The 21,102-nt window shown below is 61.6% G+C and carries 14 protein-coding genes and 1 pseudogene; 9 read left to right on the top strand and 6 right to left on the bottom strand.

Annotated elements, in window-relative coordinates:
- Positions 1-16: 16 nt before the first annotated feature.
- A complete protein-coding gene (locus HF916_RS27425; RefSeq protein ID WP_168791863.1) occupies positions 17-3,769 on the top strand; it encodes a DUF748 domain-containing protein in 3,753 nt (1,250 codons plus the stop codon).
- A 122-nt stretch (positions 3,770-3,891) separates the two neighbouring features.
- Here the strand turns inward: HF916_RS27425 and HF916_RS27420 are convergent, their stop codons facing one another.
- On the bottom strand, positions 3,892-5,439 hold the full coding sequence (locus HF916_RS27420; protein ID WP_168791862.1) for a PLP-dependent aminotransferase family protein: 1,548 nt from the start codon (positions 5,437-5,439) through the stop codon (positions 3,892-3,894).
- A gap of 129 nt (positions 5,440-5,568) precedes the next feature.
- Between HF916_RS27420 and HF916_RS27415 the strand changes: the two genes are divergently transcribed.
- The 8 genes and pseudogenes from HF916_RS27415 (at position 5,569) to HF916_RS27380 (ending at position 13,712) form a co-directional block, all read left to right on the top strand.
- Positions 5,569-6,666 (top strand): ABC transporter ATP-binding protein, encoded by a 1,098-nt coding sequence (locus HF916_RS27415; protein ID WP_168791861.1) that lies wholly within the window; start codon positions 5,569-5,571, stop codon positions 6,664-6,666.
- 107 nt (positions 6,667-6,773) lie between these two features.
- Positions 6,774-7,823, top strand: a complete 1,050-nt coding sequence (locus HF916_RS27410; RefSeq protein WP_134461811.1) for an ABC transporter substrate-binding protein — start codon at positions 6,774-6,776, stop codon at positions 7,821-7,823.
- A gap of 130 nt (positions 7,824-7,953) precedes the next feature.
- Positions 7,954-9,222 (top strand): ABC transporter permease, encoded by a 1,269-nt coding sequence (locus HF916_RS27405; RefSeq protein WP_206001866.1) that lies wholly within the window; start codon positions 7,954-7,956, stop codon positions 9,220-9,222.
- A gap of 15 nt (positions 9,223-9,237) precedes the next feature.
- A complete protein-coding gene (locus HF916_RS27400; protein WP_168791859.1) occupies positions 9,238-10,077 on the top strand; it encodes an ABC transporter permease in 840 nt (279 codons plus the stop codon).
- Positions 10,078-10,230: 153 nt separating this feature from the next.
- Positions 10,231-11,322, top strand: coding sequence for an OmpA family protein (locus HF916_RS27395; RefSeq protein ID WP_168791858.1), 1,092 nt, complete (start codon positions 10,231-10,233; stop codon positions 11,320-11,322).
- A gap of 109 nt (positions 11,323-11,431) precedes the next feature.
- Positions 11,432-12,042: pseudogene (locus HF916_RS27390) on the top strand (response regulator).
- 186 nt (positions 12,043-12,228) lie between these two features.
- Positions 12,229-12,645 carry a hypothetical protein gene (locus HF916_RS27385; RefSeq protein ID WP_168791856.1) on the top strand — a complete coding sequence of 139 codons (417 nt, stop codon included), beginning with the start codon at positions 12,229-12,231 and terminating at the stop codon, positions 12,643-12,645.
- 14 nt (positions 12,646-12,659) lie between these two features.
- Positions 12,660-13,712, top strand: a complete 1,053-nt coding sequence (locus HF916_RS27380; RefSeq protein ID WP_240975516.1) for a hypothetical protein — start codon at positions 12,660-12,662, stop codon at positions 13,710-13,712.
- A 111-nt stretch (positions 13,713-13,823) separates the two neighbouring features.
- Here HF916_RS27380 and acnA read toward each other — a convergent pair whose 3' ends face one another.
- From acnA to HF916_RS27355, 5 genes are all read right to left on the bottom strand, one after another.
- A complete protein-coding gene (gene acnA, locus HF916_RS27375; RefSeq protein WP_168791854.1) occupies positions 13,824-16,541 on the bottom strand; it encodes an aconitate hydratase AcnA in 2,718 nt (905 codons plus the stop codon).
- Positions 16,542-16,581: 40 nt separating this feature from the next.
- A complete protein-coding gene (locus HF916_RS27370; protein ID WP_168791853.1) occupies positions 16,582-18,033 on the bottom strand; it encodes a bifunctional 2-methylcitrate dehydratase/aconitate hydratase in 1,452 nt (483 codons plus the stop codon).
- A 25-nt stretch (positions 18,034-18,058) separates the two neighbouring features.
- On the bottom strand, positions 18,059-18,562 hold the full coding sequence (locus HF916_RS27365; protein WP_168791852.1) for a hypothetical protein: 504 nt from the start codon (positions 18,560-18,562) through the stop codon (positions 18,059-18,061).
- A gap of 103 nt (positions 18,563-18,665) precedes the next feature.
- Positions 18,666-19,853 carry a bifunctional 2-methylcitrate synthase/citrate synthase gene (gene prpC, locus HF916_RS27360; protein ID WP_168791851.1) on the bottom strand — a complete coding sequence of 396 codons (1,188 nt, stop codon included), beginning with the start codon at positions 19,851-19,853 and terminating at the stop codon, positions 18,666-18,668.
- Positions 19,854-20,013: 160 nt separating this feature from the next.
- Positions 20,014-21,030, bottom strand: coding sequence for an HpcH/HpaI aldolase/citrate lyase family protein (locus HF916_RS27355; RefSeq protein ID WP_168791850.1), 1,017 nt, complete (start codon positions 21,028-21,030; stop codon positions 20,014-20,016).
- Positions 21,031-21,102: the final 72 nt, after the last annotated feature.

Genomic DNA, 21,102 nt, shown 5'->3' with positions numbered 1-21,102 from the left:
CTACCCAAGACCGAGCATGGCAAGCCTCAATAAAGCATCATTAGCCTCGTCCATGCAGACCGTGCGCGATGTCGCGCAGTCACGCCGCACCCGGCGTGTCATCACCGGTCTGCTGATCTTCGTTGTACTGTTTGGTCTGCTGGGCTTCTTCGCGGCGCCACCGCTGATTCGCCACATTGCCGAGCAACAGCTCAGCAAACAACTCGACCGTCCCGCCACCATCGGCCGCATTGCGCTCAATCCGTACACGCTCAAGCTCGAAGCCGATCGTGTGCACATCGGCGAGCGCGGCGGCGCGGGCGACTTCGTGGATATCTCGCGGCTCATCGTGCAGCCGTCATGGAGCTCGCTGTTTCGCGCAGCGCCGATCATCGACGAAATCCAGCTCGATTCGCCGCGCTTTCATATTGTTCGCTACGACGCGCAGCGCTTCAATTTCACCGACCTGATCGAGAAATTCTCGAAGCAGCCGGCCAAGCCCGATAGCAAACCGACGCTGTTCTCCGTCTCGAACATTCGCCTCGAAAACGGCCAGATCACGTTCGACGACAAACTGCTCGGCGCGACGCATGTGATCGATCAATGGAAGCTCGGTATTCCGTTTATCGCCACGCTGCCGTCCAAAACCGATATCTTCGTCGAGCCTTTGCTGCGTGCGCGGATCGACGGCAGTCCGCTTGCCATCGACGGCAGGACCAAGCCGTTTGCCGCGTCGCGCGAGTCGGAAGTGTCGTTGCGCTTCGACGGGCTTGATGTGCCGCGTCTCATGTCCTACGTGCCGACCAAACTGCCGGTGATCGTGCAGTCCGGCAAACTGTCCACCGATCTCAAGCTCAATTTCGTGGTCTCCAACGACGCGCCTTCGTTGCGCGTGGCGGGCACCGTCGATATGAACGACGTGGACGTGCTGGATCAGAGCAAGGCGCCGTTCTTCGCGGCGCGCGCGGTGCATGTGGCCGCTGCCACGCTCGAGCCGTTGAAGAGCCTCTATCACTTCGACGAGATCCGCATCGACGCGCCGACCGCCAACCTTGCGCGCGATAAGGACGGCGTGGTGAGCGTCGAGAAGATGTTTGCGCCCGCGCCCGCGTCCGCGTCTGAAGCCGCTGCGGCGCAACCGGCCGCGAGCGCGCCGCTTGCGGCATCCGGTTCGAGCGCCACGGAAAAGACGGCGCCGCCGCTGGATCTGTCGATCAAACGCTTCGTGCTCAATGACGGCACGGTGAATGTCCACGACAACGCCGCCTCGCGGCCCGTCGACGTCGGCCTGCAAAAACTGGCCGTGACGCTGACCGATTTTTCGACGCTCGCCACCGCGCCCGCCCACTACACGCTGAACACCGATTTTAAGGACGCCGGCGGTTCGCTCGGCGTGGCCGGCGCGTTCGGCCTCGTCGCGAAGACGGCGAGTGCGAAGCTCGACCTGAAGTCGCTGAAGCTGCCGCTGTTGCAGCCGTATATCGACACGGCGACCGTGGCGCAGATCACGGACGGCGCGCTGTCTGCCACCGCCAATGTCGGCGCGAACTGGTCGAAGTCGCCGGTAGCGGTAATGGTCACCGACTCGCAACTGGATCTGCAATCGCTGAAAGTCGCGGCGCGCGACAGCAAGGACCCGCTGATCTCGCTCGCGCAAAGCAGCGTGAAGATCAAGCAGGTGGATGTGGCGGCGCGCAACGCCGAGATCGCCAGCGTCGACACGACCGGCCTCGCGGTCGATGCGCAGCGTCTGAAAGACGGCAGCATCAACCTCGCCGCGCTTGCCGGCCAGCACGAAGCCGCGGCGCAGCGCACCGCGATTCACGCGGTCAAGAAGGCGCATGCGGAAGGGCCCGCGTGGCACTACAAGATCGGCGAGTTGACCCTGAAGGACGCCACTGCCAGTTTCACCGACAACACCACGCCGCAGCCGGTGAAACTGAACATCACGCCGCTGCAACTGAAGGTGCAGAACATAAGCGACGACCTGAGCCGCCCGCTGCCGATCGATCTGCAAGCCACGCTGAACAAGAAGGGCACGCTCGGCGTCAAGGGCGACGTCACGGCGACGCCGCTCAAGGTGGCCGTCAAGGTGAATGCCAACCGGCTCGACGCGGCGGCCTTCGAACCGTACTTCGGCGGCAAGCTGAATGCGGTAATCGCGAGCGCGCTGCTCAATGCGAACGGCGACCTAACGTTGAATCAGGCGAAGTCGCTGAAAGCCAACTATCACGGTGACTTGGCGCTCGTCGAAGTCCGCATGCTCGACAAGGCGACTTCCGACCCGTTCGCGGGATGGGGCTCGCTTGCATTGTCGAACCTGAAAGCCGATTACGACGAGCATGGCACGGTGGTCGACGCAGGCCGCGTCACGTTCACGAAGTTCTATGGACGCGTGCTGCTCGACGCGCAGGGCAAGCTCAACCTGAAGGACGTCGTCGCGCATGAAACCGGTGCCGCGCAATCGCTGACGCGCGACAAGAGCGGCGCCGAGCCCGTGCCGTTGACGCCGCAAGCGGCATCGGCGGTCGCGGCTGCGCCTGCGCCGGCTTCATCGGCTACGCCCGCCACGGTGACGGCGGCCACGCCGCCGTCAAGCCCGGTCAAGCTGCACTTCGGTCAACTGGTGCTGCAACAGGGTCGCGTGACGTACACCGACAACTTCATCAGGCCGAATTTCACGGCGAACCTGGTCAACATTCAGGGCACGGTCGGCGCATTCGGCACGCAATCGACCACGGCCGCGCCGGTCGACATCGCCGCGAAACTGGCGGCCAATGGTCCGCTGTCGATTCGCGGCACGGTCAATCCACTGATTGCGAAGCCGGCGCTCGATCTCACGGCCGTCGCGCACGATATCGAACTGACCAATCTCACGCCGTATTCGTCGAAATATGCCGGTTATCCGATCACCAAGGGCAAGCTGAACGTCGATCTGCACTACAAGCTGGCGAACGATCAACTGGACGCGAACAATCACATTTTCATCGATCAGCTCACGTTCGGCGATCACGTCGATAACGATACGGCGACCAAGCTGCCCGTGCGTCTCGCGATCTCGCTGCTGAAGAACTCGCGCGGCGAAATCGACGTGAATCTGCCGGTGTCGGGCTCGTTGTCGAATCCCGAGTTCAGTATTGGCGGCCTCATCTGGCATGCCGTGCTCAATCTGCTGCAAAAGGCGGTGACCGCGCCGTTCTCGCTGATCGCCAACGCGTTCGGCGGCAAGGGCGAGGAGTTGGGCTACGTCGAGTTCGAACCCGGCTCGGCGAAACTCACGGACGCCGACACCCAGAAACTCGACACGATCGTGAAGGCACTGTCCGACAAACCGTCGATCCGTATGGATCTGATCGGCCGCGTCGATCCGGCTGTCGACGAACCCGGGTTGCGCACCGACTATGTGGACCGCCTCGTCAAGCAGCAGAAAATCAAGGACGTGGTGGGCAACGGCGAGAGCGTCGATTTGTCGACCGTCACTGTGGACCCGAAGGACTACGACAAGTATCTGACCAAGGCCTACAAGTCGGCGGACTTCAAGAAGCCGCGCAATTTTGTCGGCTTGACCAAGAGCGTGCCGGACGACGAAATGAAGAGCGCGCTCGCCGCCAATGCACCGATCGACGACGCCAGCTTGCGCCAGCTCGCACAACAGCGGGCGCAGAGCGTGCAGCAGTATCTGGACGGCAAGATCGACAGCAGCCGCGTGTTTATCGTCGCGCCGAAACTGAGCGCCGACGGCATCAAGGACAAGGGCGCGACGACGCGGGTCGACTTCGGCTTGAAGTGAGCGTGTTCGAGCCTGGTGCTTCGCGCGTCAGGCAAAACCCGGCGTTTGTCTTGAGCGCGCTACGTTGAACATCGAACGTTGAACGCACCGCCGCCTGCCGCCAGGCTCGCGGCGGCATGGGCTCAAGCGGCGCGCGTCGGCGCCTTCAACGCGGTTTGCTCGATTACGCGCGCGAGCGTGTCGAACGCGGGACCGATCTTGTCGTTCGGCACGCATGCATAACCGAGCAGCAGCCCGCGACGCGCGGGCGTATCGCTGCTGTAATAGCTCGCGAGCGGGCGCACGATCACGCCGGCGTCGTAAGCGGCGGCCGCGACGGCGCGATCGTTCGCGTGATCCGGCAGGCCGAGCACCAGATGCAGGCCGGCCTCGTCGCCCATCACCGGCAGTTCGCTGCCGAAGCGCGCAGTGATCGCGTCGATCAGAATCTGCCGGCGTTCGCCGTATAGCGCGCGCATGCGCCGAACGTGCGACGTGAGATGCCCGTCCATGATGAAGTCGGTCATCACCGCCTGCTGCATCAACTGACCTTCGCGATACAACTCGGCCACACCGGTGCGGAACGTGTCCACCAGATGCTCGGGCGCGATCATGTAGCCGATCCGCAAGCCCGGAAACAGCATCTTCCCCAGACTGCCGACGTAGATCACCTGGCCGGCGTCGTCGAGTCCTTGCAGCGACGCGAGCGGACGGCTGCCGTAGCGGAACTCGCTGTCGTAGTCGTCCTCGATGATCCACACGTTGTGCTGGCGCGCGTATTCGAGCAGCGTGCGGCGGCGCGCGAGGCTCATCACCATGCCGAGCGGATACTGATGCGACGGTGTGACGAGCGCGAGCCGCGGCGGCTGTTGCAAGTCCTGTTCGCGCGGATTCAGGCCTTCGTCATCCACCGGCACGGGCACAAGGGTAATCCCCGATGACTGCAGCACGCTGCGTGCGCCCCAATAGCACGGCTCTTCCACCCACGCGCGGTCGCCGACATCGGTCAACAGGCGCACCGCCAGGTCGATCGATTGATGAATACCTGTGGTGATGATGATCTGATCCGGCGTGCAATTCACCGAGCGCGCCACCCGCAGGTAATCCGACAGCGCCCGCCGCAACGGCCGGTAGCCGCCGCCGGGCGCGTAGGTGAGCAGATCCGGATTGGCTTCTTTCCACAAGCGCGCTTGCAGGCGGCTCCACGTGCGCGCCGGAAATTCCGCGACGTCGGGAACGCCCGGCATGAACGCGCCCCACTGTTTGGCGGAAACGCCGGCTTTGTCGATCAGACGCCGTCCGCGAGTCGACAGGTCGCCAAGATCGCGCTTCGGCGGCTTGGGGGGTTCCCTGGCTGTACTGTCTTCTTTGTCGACGCTCGCGACCGCCGGCTTCCTGCGCATATTCACGGCGGCCGTGTCCGGTCGCGTGTCGGCAACATAAGTGCCGCTGCCGGTGGTCGAGATCACATAGCCTTCGGCGGTCAACTGGTCGTAGACGTGCAGCACCGTGTTGCGTGCAATGCCGAGGTCTTCGGCGAGTGTGCGCGAACTGGGCAGCTTGGCGCCGGGCGGCAGCTGGCCGGTCAGAATGGCCTGCTGCATGAGCCGCAACGTCTGCCGGTAGACTGGTTCGGCGGCCGCGCGGTCGAGCCGCGCGGCGAGCCAATCCGACAAGATCACGGTGTCCAAGTGGTTCTATCCGGAATAATGAAATGGTTCCATATTGTAGAACCGTAACGGTCTATAGTGAGCCACGCAATTGATGCAATCCCGCTGCTTTGCACGGGAGCCAGCCGGACCGCAGAGGAGACTTGGACGATGAAAACCGAAGACGTGATCGTCAGCTTTCGAGGTGTGCGCAAGACCTACGACGGCGAAACGCTGGTCGTCAAACAGCTCGATCTGGATATCTATCAGGGCGAATTTCTGACGCTGCTCGGGCCGTCCGGTTCGGGCAAAACCACCTGTCTGATGATGCTGGCGGGTTTTGAATTTCCCACCGGCGGCGAAATCTGGCTGGATGGCACGCTGCTAAATACCGTGCCGCCGCATAAGCGCAACATCGGCATGGTGTTTCAGAACTACGCGCTGTTTCCGCATCTGACGGTGGAGCAGAACGTCGCGTATCCGCTCACCGTGCGGAAGATTTCGGCAGCAGAGCGCGCAGATCGCACGAATAACGCGCTCAAGATGGTGCGCATGGAGAGCTTCGCGAAGCGCTATCCGGCGCAGCTTTCCGGCGGCCAGCAGCAGCGTATCGCGCTCGCCCGCGCGCTGGTGTTCGAGCCGAAGCTCGTGCTGATGGACGAGCCGCTCGGCGCGCTGGATAAACAGTTGCGCGAACACATGCAGTACGAACTTAAATCATTGCACGAGAAACTCGGCGTCACGTTCGTGTACGTCACGCACGATCAGGGCGAGGCGTTGACCATGTCCGATCGCGTTGCCGTGTTCGATAAGGGCATCGTGCAGCAACTCGATACCGTGGATCGTCTTTACGAATCGCCGTGCAATGAGTTCGTGGCGAACTTTATCGGCGACAGCAACAAGCTGCGCGGCACGATCGCGGATGTCGACGGCGAGTATTGCGAATTTCATCTGATCGACGGCACGCGCCTTACCGGTCGCAATATCGGTGGCGCGCGAGCGGGCACGCCGGCGGTCGCGTGCATCCGGCCAGAGCGTATGAAGCTCGCCGACGGGCCGTCACGTCCGGGCGCCAATGCGCTCGCCGGCGAAGCGCGCGGGCTGATTTATTTCGGCGACCACGTGCGCATGCGTTGTGGTTTGCCACAACAGGACGAGTGCTTCGTGAAGGTGCCGCTCGGCACCGGCGTGCTCGACACCTTCGCGCCCGGCGCACCGGTCGCACTCGAATTCGCACCCGAGCATCTGCGGGTATTCGCAGGGGCGTGAATCGTCGAACGCACAAGGTGTTCGACGCAGGCAGAGCAGGTCAAGCAGTACATAACAAAGTCGCACTGAACGTACTGAAGCACACCACCAAAGGAGAGCAACACACCATGAGCAAGATCGGGAAATCGCGCTGCGCCATCGCTGTCGGTGCTGTGGCGCTCGCGCTGGGCGCCGCGCAAGTCAATGCAGCGGAATTGACGGTCGTCAATTTCGGCGGCGCGAATGGCGACGCGCAAAAGGTGGCATTCAACCAGCCGTTCGAAAAAGAGACCAGCAACAAGGTCACCGCCGTCGAATACAACGGCGAGCAGGCCAAAGTCAAGGCGATGGTCGAAGCCAAGCATGTGAACTGGGATGTGGTGGAGGTCGAATCGGGCGATATCGGCCGTGGTTGTGATGAAGGGCTGTACGAGAAGCTCGACTGGTCGAAGATCGGCAAGAAGTCGGATCTGATTCCTGAAGCACCGCAAACCTGCGGCGTGGGCTTCTTCGTGTGGTCGACGGCGCTCGCGTACAACGCGGACAAGCTGAAAACGGCGCCGGCCGGCTGGGCCGATTTCTGGGACGTCAAGAAATTCCCCGGCAAGCGTGCGATGCGCAAGGGCGCGCGCTACAACCTCGAATTCGCATTGATGGCCGACGGTGTGCCGCCGAAGGACGTCTACAAGGTGCTCGCCACCAAGGAAGGCCAGGATCGCGCGTTCAAGAAGCTCGACGAGCTGAAGCCGAACATCCAGTGGTGGGAAGCAGGCGCGCAGCCGCCGCAATTCCTCGTCGCGGGCGATGTGGTGATGTCCACCGCGTATAACGGCCGGATCGACGCCGCGCAGAAGGAAGGCAAGAACCTGAAGGTGGTGTGGAACGGCAGCATCTACGACCTCGACTATTGGGCGATCCCGAAGGGCACGCCGAACAAGGCGCTGGCCGAGAAGTACATTGCCTATTCGCTTTCGTCGAAGCCGCAACAGGACTACGCGCACAACATCGCGTACGGGCCGGTGAATGTGGCGGCGATCAAGGCGCTCGATCCGAAGACGCTCGCGAATCTGCCGAACTCGCCGGCTAACGGGAAGAACGCGGTGCTGCAGAACCTCGCGTTCTGGACCGATCATGGCGATGAGCTGGAACAGCGATTTTCGTCGTGGGCTTCGAAGTAATTAGTGTTGCGTGAGAGGGCGTGGCTGGTTGAGCGAGGTCGCGCCTTCGAGATGTGAAATGACGCGCGCGCATGCAGTACCGATGTGCGCGCGGTTCCAACGTAGAGCGGGAGAGACAGGTGTGACTACGATGACGATCGCTGCCGATTCGACGCCTGAATCAAGTGGCCGACTCAAGCGCGAGTTGAAGGCCGCGGAAGCCAGGAAACGTGCGATGGCGCTGCTGTTGATCGCGCCGCTCGCGATTTTTCTACTGCTGATTTTCGTCGTGCCGATCGGCGCGCTGCTCACACGTGCCGCGCAAAATCCCGAAGTCGTCAACGCGCTGCCGCATACGCTGGCGTCATTGAGCGCGTGGGATCGCAAGGTGCCGCCGCCCGACACCGCCTATGCCGCGCTGGCGGTCGACCTCACCGCGATCGCCGACAGCGACGGCATGGGCGCACTCGCCCGGCGCCTGAACGTGGAGATTCCAGGCTACCGTTCGCTGGTCGCCAAGTCCGCGCACGCCATGCCGTTCGTCGACGACAACAGCAAGCCCTTGCAACTGACGCCCGCCCAGATCCACGCGAAATTCGTCGAACTTGACGAACGCTGGAACGACGTCGCGTACTGGCAAGCCATCGCGAAGAATTCCGGCGCGTATTCGCCGTTTTATCTACTTGCTTCGTTGGACCACAAAGAGGACGCGTTCGGCCACATCATTCCGACCGATTCTGACCACCAGATTTTTCTCGCCGTGTTCACCCGCACCTTCGTGATCGGCGGGGTGGTGACGTTCTTCGCGTTGTTGCTCGGCTATCCGCTCGCCTACTGGATTTCGACGCTGTCCGAACGTCGCGCGAATCTGGTGATGATTCTCGTGCTGATTCCGTTCTGGACGTCGATCCTCGTGCGCGTCGCCGCATGGATCGTGATTCTGCAAGGCGAAGGGCTGGTGAACAAGGCGCTCGTCGGTAGCGGGTTGCTGCATGATCCGCTGTCGCTGCTGTTCAACCGCACCGGCGTCTACATTTCGATGACGCACATTCTGCTGCCGTTCATGATCCTGCCGCTCTATAGCGTGATGAAGTCGATCCCGCCGTCCTATCAGCGCGCCGCGATCTCCCTCGGCAGTCATCCGTTCGCCGCGTTCTGGCGCGTGTATGTCCCGCAGACCTATCCGGGCATCGGCGCGGGCGCATTGCTGGTGTTCATTCTGGCGATCGGCTACTACATCACGCCGGCCTTGCTCGGCGGACCGAACGATCAGATGGTCAGCTACTACGTCGCATACTTTACGAACGTGACGATCAACTGGGGCATGGCGTGCGCGCTCGGCGGTCTGCTGCTCGCTGCGACGCTCGTGCTGTACATCATTTACGGACGCTTCACGCGCTCGTCACTGAGCCTCGGCTGAACGGAGTCTATCGCGATGAAACTTGCCAAGCCTTTGTTCGCGCCGCATACGTCTTTCGTTGAACGCGTGTGGTATTTCGCGTTGCGTGCGCTGGTCGTGCTCACACTGCTGTATCTCATCCTGCCGGTGCTGGCGATCGTACCGCTGTCGTTTTCGTCGAGCACGTTTCTGGTGTATCCGATTCCGGGCTGGTCGTTGCGCTGGTATCAGAATCTGATCGCATCCGATGAATGGCGCATGGCCGCTAAGAATAGTTTTATCGTCGCGCCGTCGGCGACGGTGGTCGCAACCGTGCTCGGCACGTTGGCGGCCATTGGACTGACCAAGGCGAACTTCCGCGGCAAGGGACTGCTCATGGCGATCCTGATTTCGCCGATGATCGTGCCGGTGGTGGTGGTCGGCGTCGGCATGTATCTGTTCTTCGCGCCGCTCGGGTTGGCCAATACCTACATCGGCCTGATTCTTGCGCATGCGTCGCTCGGCGTGCCCTTTGTCGTGACGACCGTGGCCGCGACGTTGCAGGGTTTCAACTACAACCTGGTGCGGGCAAGTCTGTCGCTGGGCGCGAATCCGGTGAAGACGTTCTTCCGCATCACATTGCCGGTGATCGCGCCGGGCGTGATTTCAGGCGCGCTGTTCGCGTTCGCGACTTCATTCGACGAAGTCGTCGTAACCCTGTTCCTGGCGGGCGCGGATCAGACTACCTTGCCTCGACAAATGTTTACCGGCATCCGCGAAAATATCAGCCCGACCATCGCCGCGCTGGCGACAATTCTGATTGTTTTTTCCACGTGCCTGTTACTGGCGCTCGAGTGGCTGCGTGGGCGAAATGCAGCGCGGGCGGTCAAGGCTTGAGTATCTGCACAGACGTATGACAGATTTTATTTGAAAGGCATAACGATCAACAAATCTATAACGTTAATCTAAGACTGCTCCCATTCCCTATGCATCAGCGTCTCTTCATACTCGCAATCCTCGATAAGAAGATGCGTTTGACGCGGGGAATCAATGAAACACCAGCTCACCGTGCTAGTGTGCGCGCTGGCCTTGACAGCTTGCGCGGACCACGCCGCGCGTGACCGCCTTGGCGTTGAAGACGCCACGTTGCTGAAAAGCGGTTTCGGCGCCACACAAGACGAAGCCGCGGGCGCGGTCAACTCACAATGGATCAGCACCTACGCGCCGGCCGTCAACAGCAGCACGGCGTTGGTACGACTGCAGACTGAACTCGATCGTTCTTCCGGCGATAAGAACGGCTATTTTCGAGCCAAGGCGCAATGCTGGATCAATGCCGCTCAACAAGCGCGGCAAGCTAACGACCACTGGGGTTTCGTCGAAGAAGCGATCGGCCAGGCGGCCATGATTACGATGAGCCTGCAGAACGGTGCGTCGTTATCCGCCGTCAATCCGGCGCTGCGCACGGTGTCCACGGTGCGCCCCGATCTGTGGAAGATCGTCAATACCATTAAATCAGATCCCGCGGTTGCCCAATGTCCGCAGGCGCAGGCGCCGCTCGCCTGTGCCGAAGTCGAACTGATGCAAGCTGGCCATGACGCATGGCGACGCAGTTTCTCCAACGCCGAAAAACGCTTGCCTGATGTGCAGGACAACTTGCGTCAGTCGGCGGAAACAGCGTTGCAATGCAAGCAGGCGATGCAAATGCCGGCGTCCGCGCCGGTGGCGGCAAGTGCTCCTGTTTTCCCCTCCGCTGCGAATTCGCCGCGAAGGATCACGCTAAAAGCCGATTCGCTTTTCCGTTTCGACGGCGGTGACGATGCCGCGATATTGCCCGCCGGCAAACGACAACTGGACGACGTGGCAAATCGTTTGAAGACGACGCCCTCAATGCGTGAGCTGAGGATCACCGGCTACGCTGACCGCCTCGGCGATAAGTCATACAACCTGGGTTTGTCGATGCAGCGAGCACGGACTGTCGAGCGATATTTGCAAACGCGTGGTGTGAGATTGCCGATGACCGCACATGGCAAGGGCAGTGCGAACCCGTTGGTGGACTGCCGGCAATCCAGGCGAGATGTGTTGCTGCGATGCCTCGCGCCGAATCGACGCGTCGAGATCGAATCCGTCGCTGCGGGCTTGTAGTGTGCCATTGGATCGAAAGCGAGCAGCCGCGTCGGACACATGACGTGTCTTCGAGCGTGACGCCGGCGACGATCAACGTCGCGAAGCGTGTATTCAGGAGAATTTAGGAATGTCAACTATTCTGGTTATCGACGACCATCCTGCGTTTCGCATGGTCATCAAAATGCAACTCGTGCAATTACTTGGCGTTGAAGATGTGATCGAGGCCGACAACGGCCAGACCGCTGTCGAGACATGGCCCGGATCCATACTCCGGAGCTCGCCATACTGGATCTCGACATTCCGCGTATCAGCGGACTCGATGTGATTCCCCGACTCAAGCTCGTTCATCCACCGATTCGCTTGATGGTCTTGTCGGGGCACGATCCGGCCACGTTCGCGCCGCGCGCGATGCGCTCCGGTGTCCACGGGTTCGTCGGCAAGTCGCAGGAGATGAAGGAGATCATGCGCGGCGTCGAGGCGGTGCTCGCCGGCTACGACTGCTTCCCGCCCGATAACGGCGACGTTGCGCCCGCGAGCGGATTGAGCAGCTTGTCGGCACGTGAGGTGGAGGTTTTGCAACATCTCGCACGCGGCGTGAGCAATCGTGACATTGCCGGTCGCTTGTCACTCAGCGATAAAACCGTCAGTACATACAAGAGCCGTATCCAGGAGAAACTCGGCCTCACGTCGTTGGCAGGACTCATCGAGTTCGCGACTTTGCACCGGTTGGTCGAGTAGGTTTGCGGGCTATGAATACTGCGAGCCTGTCTCGTTCCGCTGGGTGCATAGGGAGCCAAACGCTAAACGATCTGCTAGATACGGCGTCCGCGGATTCCTGCGTATTCGTCCTCAAAGAGAGCGCGACGAACGTGCGCGATCTTCAACGCGCCGTTCACCGTCGAACAACGGGAGTCATCCGTGGAAATGTTTAGCGGCAACGCACAGACGCTTCTTTTCACCAGCGTCGCGCAGTCATTGGACAGCTCATCAAGCGCTCCTTTTGAGCCCTTTGAAAGTCGTTACCTGGACGCGTTGTCCGAAGAGGGCGTCGACCTTAACGCGTTTCTCAACAACTGGCGTCAAGCGATGAATGACGACCTCGCGCGCCTCAACGCGTTACCTCTTGAAGGCGACTTCGACCATTTTCATAGTGTGCTGCATCGACTGAGCGGAGCAGTGGCGCTCGTCGGCGCGCACAGTTTGATGGATGCGTTGCGGCGCGCGAGCATGTCGCCGCCGGAACACGGCGCTGCGGCAATCGCCGCGCTAACGGTGCGCGCCAGAACCCTCGTCACGCAACTTGAAGCCACGTCCCGCGCTTACCGGAGCACCTCACAATGAATCGACCGCTTGCCTTGATCGAAGGCGATCTGGCGCTTCCGATTCCGCGGCCGTTCGATGCGTTGCCGCCGCCCTTCGGTTCGTGGCGTCGTCAGGCGCAGGCTAGGGCGCAACGAGAACCGCAACCCGCGGCACTCACCATTGCGCGACAGGCAATGCAGAATGCAATGCAGCGTCCAGCTTCACCCGCACGTCGAGTTCGGCTTCCGCCGGGCGCCAAGTTTTTCTTCTTCTACAAGTCGCCGCCGCAACGGGACGATTCGCATCGGTTTAAAGAGCAACTGGACGAAGCGAGGCACTACCTCGAAATAGGCCGGGTGAAGCCGAGTTCGACTCGTTCGGATCATATCCTCGGAGCGGCGATCTTCGCGGGCTGCAGCATCGCGCTGGCCTGGTTGCTGGCCACCTGTACAACGCATGATGCCGACAGGACGACGGCAGCGGCCAGCGCAATAACACAATCGGTCGCGTCGATGGACGGCAGTACGATGGCGATTCGTCCACAAGAGCAAGCTAAACCGGCGCAGCCATCGGTCAAATTCGCCGGGACGACTGCGCGGAGTGCGCCGTTGGCCGCTAGTTCGAGGCCGGAGTCGACGGCTCCCCGCGCTCCTACCCCACCCGACGCGACACTGGAGACGACTGTTCGCGGCACGCCGGAGCCACAACACGTCGAACACTTCGTGCCGCGGGCAACCGCACGCGTGTCCATACGGCAGATCGCATCGATCGAACCCGCAAAGGCCCATCACCAGACGCCAATCGCACGCCTAAGCAAGCCGCAAGTCGACCAACGGCTCGCACAAAGCCGCACGATTAATCCAGGTACACAGCCTTCCGCGTCGAAACAGCCCGAACGGACCGAATGGACCGAACGCCCCTCGTCCGCGACCGACACAGCCGAGCGCGCAGCACTGCGCGACTGGGCCGCACAACAGCGTCGCGCAAGCATCACAACGCGCTCCAGCACACCCACGCCCAGCGACACCGACTGGAACGCCCACATGACCCAGCGCCGCATCACCGACAGCGCCGACGCCTTCCAGACAGGCCGCGCCCAAAAGTAAGCAGCCAAAAAAAAGCCCGACCACCGGTCGGGCTTCAAAGTCAGCTGCGTCCTCCACAGGACGCAGCTCCTGCAAAACAGCTTGCAGCAACTGCTGAGATACGCGAATACCTTAAGCAGCCAGCAGCGAACGCAGCACGAACGGCAGAATCCCGCCGTGCTTGTAGTAGTCGACTTCGATCGGCGTGTCGATACGCAGCAGCACCTGCACGCGCTTTTCCTTGCCGTCCTTGTCGCGAATCACCAGCGTCACTTCCTGTTGCGGCTTGAAGTCAGCGCCCAGGCCTTCGATGTCGTACGTTTCTTCGCCGGTGATGCCGAGCGATTGCACGCTATCCGAGCCCTTGAACTGCAGCGGCAGAACGCCCATGCCGACCAGGTTCGAACGGTGGATCCGCTCGAAGCTGCGTGCGACCACGACCTTCACGCCCAGCAGTTGCGTACCCTTCGCAGCCCAGTCACGCGACGAGCCCGTGCCGTACTCTTCGCCCGCGAACACGACGGTCGGCGTGCCGGCGTCGATGTACTTCATCGCTGCGTCGTAGATCGATTCCTGTTCGCCGCTCGGCTGGTGAATCGTCAGGCCGCCTTCCACGCGCGAGCCGTCTGCCTTCGCCGGGATCATCAGGTTCTTGATCCGAACGTTCGCGAACGTGCCGCGCATCATCACGTCGTGGTTGCCGCGGCGCGAGCCGTAGCTGTTGAAGTCGGCCTTCTGCACGCCGTTTTCCTTCAGCCACTTGCCTGCCGGCGAGTCTTCCTTGATCGAGCCAGCCGGGCTAATGTGGTCGGTCGTAACCGAGTCACCGAAGATGCCCAGTGCGCGTGCGTTCGTCACAGCAGCGATGCTGTCGGCCGGCGTCATCGAGAAGTCCTTGCCGAAGAACGGCGGCTCGGCGATGTAGGTCGACTTCGGCCAGTCGTAGACTTGACCTTCTTCGCCTTCGATCTTGCTCCACAGGTCGCCCTTCTTCGTCAGCGACGCGTAGTTCTTGCGGAACGCGTCCGCGTCCAGCGCGAACTTGAGCAGGGCGTTAACTTCTTCGCTGGTCGGCCAGATGTCGCCGAGGTAGATGTCCTTGCCGCCCTTGCCCTTGCCGACCGGTTCGGTCATCAGGTCGCGCGTAATATTGCCGGCAATCGCGTAAGCGACGACCAGCGGCGGCGAGGCCAGGAAGTTGGCGCGGATGTTCGGGTGAATACGCGCTTCGAAGTTACGGTTGCCCGACAGAACCGCTGCCGCGACGATGTCGTTCTTCGTGATCGCTTCGTTCAGTTCCGGCGTCAGATCGCCCGCGTTACCGATACAGGTCGTGCAACCGTAAGCGGCCAGCGTGAAGCCGAGCTTGTCGAGGTACTTCATCAAGTCGGTCTTCGTCAGGTATTCGGTGACGATACGCGATCCCGGCGCCAGCGACGTCTTGATGTGCGGAGCGACCGTCAGGCCGGCTTCCACAGCCTTCTTCGCCAGCAGGCCGGCGGCCAGCAGCACGCTCGGGTTCGACGTGTTCGTGCACGACGTGATCGCGGCGATCAGGATGTCGCCGTTCTTCACGTCGACGCCGTTGCTCGTCGTGTATTGCGCGTCCAGATCGGCTGCTTTCTTCGCAAAGCCGTTTTCTGCGACCGGCTTCGAGAACAGGTCAGCGAACGTCGACTTCACATTGCCGATTTCGATACGGTCTTGCGGGCGCTTCGGACCTGCCAGCGACGGCGTGACCGTGCCGAGATCCAGCGTGACGACCTTGGTGTAGTCGATCTGGCCAGCCTTCGGAATGCCGAACAGGCCTTGTGCCTTGAAATAGTTTTCGAAAGCGGAGATTTCCGCGTCCGTGCGGCCCGTGCCCTTGAAGTAGTCGATGGTTTTTTCGTCGACCGGGAAGAAGCCCATGGTCGCGCCGTATTCCGGCGCCATGTTGCCGATCGTTGCGCGATCCGGCAACGACAGCGACTTCGTGCCTTCGCCGAAGAATTCGACGAACTTGCCGACTACCTTCTCTTTACGCAGCAGTTCGGTGACGGTCAGGACCAGGTCGGTCGCCGTCAGGCCTTCGCGCAGCTTGCCCTTCAGTTCGACGCCGACCACGTCCGGCGTCAGGAAGTACACCGGCTGGCCGAGCATGCCGGCTTCCGCTTCGATACCGCCCACGCCCCAGCCCACCACGCCGATACCGTTGATCATGGTGGTGTGGCTGTCGGTGCCGACCAGCGAATCCGGGTAGTACACCGTGTCCGCGCCTTCAGCCTTCTTGTGCACGCCGCGTGCGAGGTATTCCAGGTTCACCTGGTGAACGATACCGACGCCCGGCGGCACGACCTTGAACGTGTCGAATGCCTGCATGCCCCACTTCATGAACTGGTAGCGCTCGTTGTTGCGCTGGAATTCCAGTTTCATGTTCAGATCGAGCGCGTTCTTTTCGCGGAAGTGATCGATCTGCACCGAGTGATCGACGACCAGATCGACCGGGACCAGCGGTTCGATCGACTTCGGATCCTTGCCCATCTGTTGCGCGACACCGCGCATTGCCGCGATGTCGGCGAGCAGCGGCACGCCGGTAAAGTCTTGCAGCACGACGCGCGACACGACGAACGGGATTTCGTCGACGCGCGAAGCAGTCGGCTTCCAGTTGGCGAGTTGCTCGATGTGTTCTTCGGCGATTTTCTTGCCGTCGTAGTTACGCAGCACCGATTCCAGCACGATTCGGATCGAAACCGGCAGGCGGTCGATCTTGATGTTCAGTGCCTTGCCGAGTTGCGGCAGGGAGTAGAACTTGCCTTTGCCGGAACCGCTGTCGAATTCCTTGAGCGTTTTGTGGAGGTTGTGGGCCATGGTGTTTTCCTTGGTTTGATCGCGGAACTACAGTACTTAACTAGATGACGTACAGATCGACGTATTCATTGACCGGCATGGCTTCGAGCCGTGCCTGATCCAGCGACACGTCGAGAATCGCCAGTTGTTGCTTGACCGGAAAGCGGCGCGCGAGGTTGGTCTTGAACTTCTCGACCAGCAACGGAATCCCGTCTTCGCGACGACGCTTATGACCGATCGGGTATTCGACTACGACTTCGTCGAATGTCGATCCGTCGTTGAATTCGATCGTCAGTGCATTGGCGATCGAACGCTTCTCCGGATCGTGGTAATCCTTCGTGAACTGCGCGTCTTCGACGCATTCCATCTTGGCACGCAGCACATCGATCCGCGCGTCCTGCGCGATCGAATCTTCATAGTCCGCGGCCGTCAGGCGGCCGTGGATCAACGGCACGGCGATCATGTACTGAATGCAATGATCGCGGTCGGCCGGATTGTTCAGCGGTCCTTTTTTATCGATGATGCGAATCGCGGCCTCGTGCGTGCGGATCGTGATCTTGCGGATCTCGTCCACGCGCTTTCCCGCTGCGGCGAGTTGCTCATGCAACTTCATGGCCGCTTCCACTGCCGTTTGCGCGTGGAATTCTGCCGGAAAAGAAATCTTGAAGAGCACGTTTTCCATCACGTACGAACCGTACGGACGCTGGAACTGGAACGCATTGCCCTTGAAGAGCACGTCGTAAAAACCCCACGTTTTCGCCGTCAGTACCGACGGATAGCCCATCTCGCCGGTCTTCGCAATCAGCGCGAGACGCACGGCGCGCGAGGTCGCATCGCCCGCGGCCCACGACTTGCGCGAGCCGGTATTCGGCGCGTGGCGATACGTACGCAGCGCATGCCCATCGACAAACGCCTGCGATACCGCGTTGATCAACTCGCCGCGCGTGAGACCGATCAGCTGGCCGACCACCGCGGTCGACGCCAGTTTCACCAGCAATACATGATCGAGCCCGACCTTGTTGAAGGAGTTTTCGAGCGCGATACAGCCTTGAATTTCGTGCGCCTTGATCATGGCGAGCAACACGTCTTTCATCGCCAGCGGCGCTTTGCCGGCTGCGATGGCGCTGCGCGAGAGCCAGTCGGCTGTCGCCAGAATTCCGCCGAGGTTATCCGACGGATGCCCCCATTCGGCGGCAAGCCAGGTGTCGTTGAAGTCGAGCCAGCGAATCATGGCGCCGATGTTGAAGGCGGCCTGAACCGGGTCCAACTGGAACGACGTGCCGGGCACCTTCGCGCCGTTGGGGACGATCGTGCCCGGCACGATCGGTCCCATCAGCTTGGTGCAGGCCGGATAGGTGAGCGCCTCGAGTCCGCAGCCGAGCGTATCGATCAGGCAGTGACGCGCGGTTTCCAGCGCGAGCATGCTGTCGATCTGATAATCCAGAACGTAGTCGACGATATCGGCCAGGACTGGGTCCGGGTCGGGTCGCACGTTGGAAATCGGAGCGGACATCGGGGAGCTTTCCTGATGACGATGATTAGTTGCTGGTCTTGTCGATCGCGTTCGATTGCGTCGGAGCCGGCGCGCCTTGCTGCATGGCTGCCGTCTTGCATTCGTCGGCCAGACGCGAGCTGTCCTTGTCCGAGAACAACATGGCCTTCATCGGGATCACGACCAGATCCATACCCGTTGCGGCGTCGTGGAAGCGGTCTGCGCCCGTGGTGGTCGTTTCGCGCGGCAGATTGTAATTTTTGTTAGCCCAGTGAACCGTGACGATCTGGTCACGCTTCATGTCACCCTTCAATTCGAACGACATGCCTTCGTTGCACGACCACTTTTCCGAGCCTTCCGGCACCGGGTCGACCTTCGCTTCCTTGGCCGGGTTCGCTTTGCGCTTGATCAGGCGCTTCGGCTGCGGGTGTTTCGGCGTAGCCTTGGCAGCCGGCGTGGTGGTCGCCGTTTGCGCGGCGGCGTCAGTCGCGACGGACAGCATCGTCGTGGACAGGGCGCCAATCACGGCGGCGATCATCAGCTTTTTCATGGAGAAAACCTTTCTATCTAGTTTCAGTTAAACATTCCGCGGGCTACCGGTCCTGGCGACCGCGTGGTTGAACTGCACGCGCTTTGAAAGCGCACAGCGACCGCTATTTTCTCCTATTTAGCGGTAGGTACTTCAAATTCTCAGGTCCGGTGTAATTCGCGCTCGGACGGATGATCTTGTTGTCGATGCGCTGCTCGATGATGTGCGCGCTCCAGCCGGCCGTGCGCGAAATCACGAAGAGCGGCGTGAACATCGCCGTGGGCACGCCCATCATGTGATACGAGACCGCGCTGAACCAGTCGAGATTCGGGAACATCTTCTTCGCGTCCGCCATTACCGATTCGAGCCGCTCGGCGATGTTGAACAGCTTGCTGTTGCCCGCGTCCTTCGAGAGCTTCTTCGCGATTTCCTTGATGACCTTGTTGCGCGGGTCGGAGATCGTGTACACCGGGTGGCCGAAACCGATCACCACTTCCTTGTTCTCGACGCGGCGGCGGATGTCCGCTTCCGCTTCGTCCGGCGTCTGGTAGCGCGACTGGATCTCGAACGCGACTTCATTGGCGCCGCCGTGCTTCGGCCCGCGCAGCGCGCCGATCGCGCCGGTGATCGCCGAATAGATATCCGATCCCGTGCCCGCGATCACGCGGCCGGTGAAGGTCGAGGCGTTGAATTCATGCTCGGCGTACAGGTTCAGCGAGACGTGCATCGCGTCAACCCATTCCTTCGACGGCTCCACGCCGTGCAGCAGATGCAGGAAGTGGCCGCCGATCGAATCGTCGTCGGTTTCCACTTCGATGCGCTTGCCGTTGTGCGAGTAGTGATACCAGTAGAGCAGCATCGAGCCGAGCGAGGCCATCAGCTTGTCGGCGATATCGCGCGCGCCCGGCAGGTTGTGATCGTCTTTCTCCGGCAGCACGGTGCCAAGCACCGACACGCCGGTGCGCATCACGTCCATTGGATGGGCGGCGGCCGGGATCCATTCGAGCGCGGCCTTGACGTTCGCGGGCAGGCCGCGCAGCGCCTTGAGCTTGGTCTTGTACGCGGTCAGTTCGGCCTGGGTCGGCAGCTTTTCGTGGACCAACAGATACGCGATCTCTTCGAATTCGCAGGCGTTCGCGATATCGAGAATGTCGTAGCCACGGTAGTGCAGGTCGTTGCCGGTCTTGCCGACCGTGCAGAGTGCCGTGTTGCCCGCCGTCACGCCGGACAGGGCGACGGATTTCTTCGGTTTGAAGCCGCTTTGGGGTTCGTTGCCGCCTTGTGCACCGGCGGTTTGCGTCGTCTCGCTCATCTCCCGCAATCTCCTTTGTGCCTGCTCCATGCTTTTGATTGACCCGTGCGTTCGACGCCGGTCTCGCGCAGCGCCATACGGCGGACTGTTTCGATTGCCTCACGGCGTGCGCATAGGCCGCTCACGGCAGCCGCGCCGATTGCCGCAGCGACTTTCACGCTCATGATCCTGCTTGCACGTCAGTGCCCACTTTCGTGAAGAGCGGCGCGGCGTCTTGCGGGACGGCGCGACCCGTGGCTTGCGCGCGTCGCAGTACTGACCAGTAGTAGCGATAGCTGGCGCGGTCATGCAGCGTGTCGTGATGGCGCGTCGGGCCCCATTGTGCGGACTGCGCGGCCAGCAGGATTTCGGTGGCCGTGGCGATCTCTTCGTCGCGCGGCGCGAACGCGGCGACGATCGCCTCGATCTGCGCCGGGTGGATGCTCCACATGCGCGTGTAGCCGAATTCGTTGCGGGCGCGCGAGGCGTCGTTGGCGACCACGCTCATGTCGCGCACTTCCGTGCTGACGTTGTGCGACGGCACTTTGCCGTAGGCATGGCAGGCGGCGGAGATTTCCAGCTTCGCGCGCCGCACCAGCGGATGATCGAACTGGCCGGGCGAGCGCATGGCGGTATCGGGAATCGCGCCGTCGTGCGCGGAGACGAAGTCCATCAGCCCGAAGCTCAGCGCTTCCACGCCGGGCAGCGCGGCCAGATCGAACACACGTGTCAGCGCGCCGTGCGTTTCGACCAGCAACTGCACCGGCACCGGTTGCGCGATGCCGAGTTCGCGCCGCTTCGCCTCGATGAACGCGACCATTTCGGCGGCATCGGGGACGTTGCGGATCTTTGGCAGGGTGATGTAAGCAGGCGCTCGCTTCGCGGCACGCAGAATGAGACGGACGTCGTCGCGCCAGTGCGCGTGATCGAAATCGTGAATCCGTACGCCGACGCGGCCGAAATGGTCATGCTCGCTGCCTAGCAACGACGCGACCAGCTCCGCGTGCTCCGCTTCGCGGCCGACCTGTGCGCCGTCTTCGCAATCGAGCGTGATGTCGAACACGGGTCCCAGTTGCTGCTGCAAACCGAGCGATTTCAGCATCAGCTTTTCGCTGCCGGCGTAGTGATCGCAGGCAGGCAGCACAGCGGGCGGCACTTCGCCGTCAAACAGCACTTCGGCGGGTGTGAGGGCGCGCATCTTCGGCGTCAGGAGCGTGGGTAGTGTTTGGAGAAATCCGATTCGGGCGCGCTCTGCCGGACCATCGCGGCA

The organism is Paraburkholderia aromaticivorans, from assembly GCF_012689525.1.
GTDB lineage: Bacteria > Pseudomonadota > Gammaproteobacteria > Burkholderiales > Burkholderiaceae > Paraburkholderia > Paraburkholderia aromaticivorans_A.
Note: the sequence above shows the minus strand (reverse complement) of the source record. Positions and strands in the feature narration are given on the sequence as shown.